This window comes from Embleya sp. NPDC025285 (genome assembly GCF_055558835.1).
This window is the reverse complement of the sequence record NZ_JBVHLU010000246.1, coordinates 1-3,392: the sequence shown is the minus strand read 5'-3', so window position 1 is coordinate 3,392 and position 3,392 is coordinate 1. Positions and strand designations below refer to the sequence as shown.

General features: G+C 71.1%; 3 protein-coding genes. 2 read left to right on the top strand and 1 reads right to left on the bottom strand.

The window, feature by feature from the left end:
• Nucleotides 1-270 precede the first annotated feature (270 nt).
• Together sigJ and ACZ4FV_RS51830 are read left to right on the top strand one after the other, a co-directional pair.
• The gene (sigJ, locus tag ACZ4FV_RS51835; RefSeq protein ID WP_402241987.1) at nucleotides 271-1,143 is read left to right on the top strand and encodes an RNA polymerase sigma factor SigJ; all 873 of its coding nucleotides are present in this window, start codon (nucleotides 271-273) and stop codon (nucleotides 1,141-1,143) included.
• 67 nt (nucleotides 1,144-1,210) lie between these two features.
• Nucleotides 1,211-2,356 carry an NAD(P)/FAD-dependent oxidoreductase gene (locus ACZ4FV_RS51830; protein ID WP_395874704.1) on the top strand — a complete coding sequence of 382 codons (1,146 nt, stop codon included), beginning with the start codon at nucleotides 1,211-1,213 and terminating at the stop codon, nucleotides 2,354-2,356.
• A 526-nt stretch (nucleotides 2,357-2,882) separates the two neighbouring features.
• On the opposite strand, the gene ACZ4FV_RS51825 is transcribed toward ACZ4FV_RS51830, so the two are convergent.
• Nucleotides 2,883-3,392: ABC transporter permease (locus tag ACZ4FV_RS51825; RefSeq protein WP_465328403.1), on the bottom strand; the 510-nt coding region annotated here is incomplete at its 5' end.

Below are 3,392 nucleotides of genomic sequence, written 5' to 3'. Positions count from 1 at the left end.
AAAAGCAAAAACCCCCTCCCCCCCCCCCCCCCCCACCCCCCCCCCCCACCACCCCCCCCCCCCCCCCCCCCCCCCCCCCCCCCGCGTGGTTGGACACGGCGCTCCGGGAGAACACCGGGCTGCACGCGCAACTGCTCAGCCGGCCCGAATCCCTCCGTACCCGCGGCGGGCTTCGCGCCGGCGTGGCCGACCCCGGCCCGGGATGGGGGAGTGGCTTGCCTAGGATCGCAGGTCCAGCACCGAACCGATCCGAAGGACAGGGAGACCGGGTTGGAACTCACCGGCACGTTGACGGAGACCGACTGGGAGTCGCATCGCCCTGCGGTCTTCGGGGCGGCCTACCGGATCCTGGGTACGGTCGCGGATGCCGAGGATGTGGCGCAGGAGGTCTGGTTGCGCAGTGCCGCCGAGGATGTGTCCGAGGTGCGGAATCTGCGGGCCTGGCTGGTGACGATGGCCGCCCGAATGTCGTTCAACGTGCTGAAATCCGCGCGGGTCCGACGCGAGTGCTACGTGGGTCCATGGCTGCCCGAGCCGCTGGTGACCGGCCCGGACGCCTCCGTCGGGGTGCTCATGGACGAGTCGGTGGGCACCGCGATGCTGGTGGTGATGGAGACGCTTTCTCCCGCCGAACGCGTCGCACTGGTCCTGCATGACGTCTTCGACTTCCCGTTCGCCAGGATCGCCGAGGTGCTCGGTGGTACACCCGCCGCCGGCCGCAAGCTCGCCTCCCGTGCGCGGGCGCGGGTCGCCGAGGTTCGGGAGCGGCCCCGGGCGAGCAAGGCCGAGACCGAACGCGTCCTCAAAGCGTTCAAGGCCGCGGCCGACGCGGGGGATATTGCCGAACTTGTCGGATTGTTGGATCCCGACGCCGTCTACATCGCGGACGGCGGAGGCAAGGCGACCGCCGCGCGCAGGCCGGTTCACGGCGCCGAGACGATCGCACTGCTCGCGGTCGGGCAGATCCGGATCAGGCGCCCGGACGCGTTCCGGATCCTCGAGGTGAACGGGCACCCGGCCCTGGTCACCTACAGCGGCGGTGAACCGGTCTGGCTCGACACCGTGGAAGTCGCCAACGGACGGATCACGACGTTCAGAAGGCTCGTCAATCCCGAGAAGCTCGCCCGCGTCGGTCACATCTGAACCCGCTGTCTTGTCTCCCTGCCGAAGCCCCTCCATGAGGGGACGACGCACGAGAGAGGACGACGGGATGGCACACGTGGTGATCATCGGGGGCGGTTTCGCGGGTGTGTGGAGCGCGGCGGGAGCGGCACTGGCACGCGGGGACGCGGACCTGCGCATCACCCTCGTCGCGCCCAACGAGCACTTGGTGCTCCGGCCGCGCCTGTACGAGCCGGAGCCGGATCTGGCCAAGGTGGAGCTCGCCAGGATCCTGGATCCGATCGGCGTCCGCCATGTGCGGTCCCGGGTCGACGCGATCGACACCGATCGCCGCGTGCTGGTGGCCGACGGCGAGGAGATCGCCTACGACCGCCTGGTGCTGGCTGCCGGCAGCAAACTCGTCACGCCGAAGGACCTGCCCGGCGCCGAACGGCTTTTCGACATCGACACCCTGGACGGCGCCCGGCGACTCACCGACCATCTGCGCGACCGCGCGGACTACTCCGCCGTCGTGGTCGGCGCCGGCTTCGTCGGCTTGGAGGCCGCGACCGCACTGGCCGCCCGAGGCCGGGTGTTGCTGGTGGACCGATCGGAGGTGGTCGCCGACCAACTCGGTCCCGGCCCGCGCGAGGAGATCGAGGCGGCGTTGGACAAGCTGGGCATCGAACGCCGCCTGGAGACCACGGTCACCGAGGTCGGAGCAAGCCATGCCGTCCTCGCCGACGGCACCCGGGTCGAGGCGGACGCGGTGGTCTGGTGCGTGGGGATGAAGGCCGGCGAACTGACCCGGCAGATCTCCGCCGAGCTCGACGACCTCGGCCGGGTGCCGGTGGACCATCGGCTGCGCGCGCTTCCCGACGTGTTCGTCGCCGGGGACACGGCCGCGGCGGCGTACGACGCCGAGCACACGGTCATGCAGGCATGCCAACACGCCACCCCGCTCGGCAAGGTCGCCGGGTACAACGCGGCGGCCGACCTGCTGGACCTGCCACTGCGCGACTTCACCCCCGGCCCGTACGTCACCTGCCTGGACCTGGGCGGCGCCGGCGCGATCTTCACCCGGGGCTGGGACCGCAAGGTGATGGCCTCGGGCGCGGACGGCGCGGCCATCAAGGCATGGATCAACCAGGCCATCCACCCACCGGTCGACGACGCCTCCGCCATCCTCGCCGCCGCCGACCGCGTCTACCTCGAACTCCCCTTCTTTCCCCGCCCGGAGGAGAACGCCGCCTAGGTGTATGGCCCACGGAGATTGAGAATGAGGCCGTCGCCGGGCCGGGTCTCCCAGTCGTCCAGCCAGGCGCTCGCCCCTCGCTCGAAGCGCGCGTGCCCCAGGGCTCGACAAGCCTCCCAAGCCGAAGCCGCGATCGGCAGGAATCGGCGTTGGGGGGCATCCCCCCGCGAGCGCCGGAGCCGATTCGGACGTCGCACGTAGCGAAGCCGCCCGATCGCGGATGGTGGAATCCACGAACGGGCGGCTTCAACGGAGGGCGCTTCGGGTCGAGGGCGATCGCGAGTGGCTGCGGACGGCTGTACCGAAGTGCAATCGGCGCCGGACGACACCCCAATGGGATCGAAACGGGCCGGGTCGAGCCGAACGCGGTACGGATCCGAGCCGGGTCGGTGCCGGGCCGATACCGAATCGGTGCCGATCAGTGCCGATCAGTGCCCAGCCGGTGCCCGGACTCTGCCGAGGTTCCGTCCGGACGACATCCGGACCCGATCCGGCCGGCTCGGCCGATCCCGCCCGTGTCCGGTCCTCAGCCCGAGTTCAGTGCTTCGGTGGGTGGTAGTCGTGCCGCGCGGCCGGCCGGGTACAGGCCGGCGAGTGCGCCGATGGCGATGGATGCGGCGACGCCGCCGAGGATGGCGGGCCAGGGGAGTACGAGTGGCCAGCCCTGGGCGCGGGCGTATCCGCTGGTGACGGTGAGTCCGAGGAGTACGCCCGCGATGCCGCCGAGGCCGGAGAGGGTGATTGCCTCGGTGAGGAATTGGAGGCGGATCTGGCCGCGTCCGGCGCCCAGGGCTCGGCGCAGGCCGATTTCCTGGCGGCGTTCGAGGACGGAGATGACCATCGTGTTGGCGACTCCGACGCCGCCGACGAGGAGGGCGACGGCGCCGAGGCCGACGAACAGGCCGGTGAAGGTGTTCTTGGCGGCGAGTTGTGCTTCCAGGGCGTCGGAGGGGCGGCTGACCTTGACTCCGGCGGGGTCGGCCGGGTTGACGGTTGCGGCGAGGACGTTGCGTACGTCGTTGACGGCGTCCTCGGT

Excerpts from the sequence above, each read along its gene's own strand:
- ACZ4FV_RS51830 (WP_395874704.1), top strand. The coding sequence starts at position 1,211 with ATGGCACACGTGGTGATCATCGGGGGCGGTTTCGCGGGTGTGTGGAGC.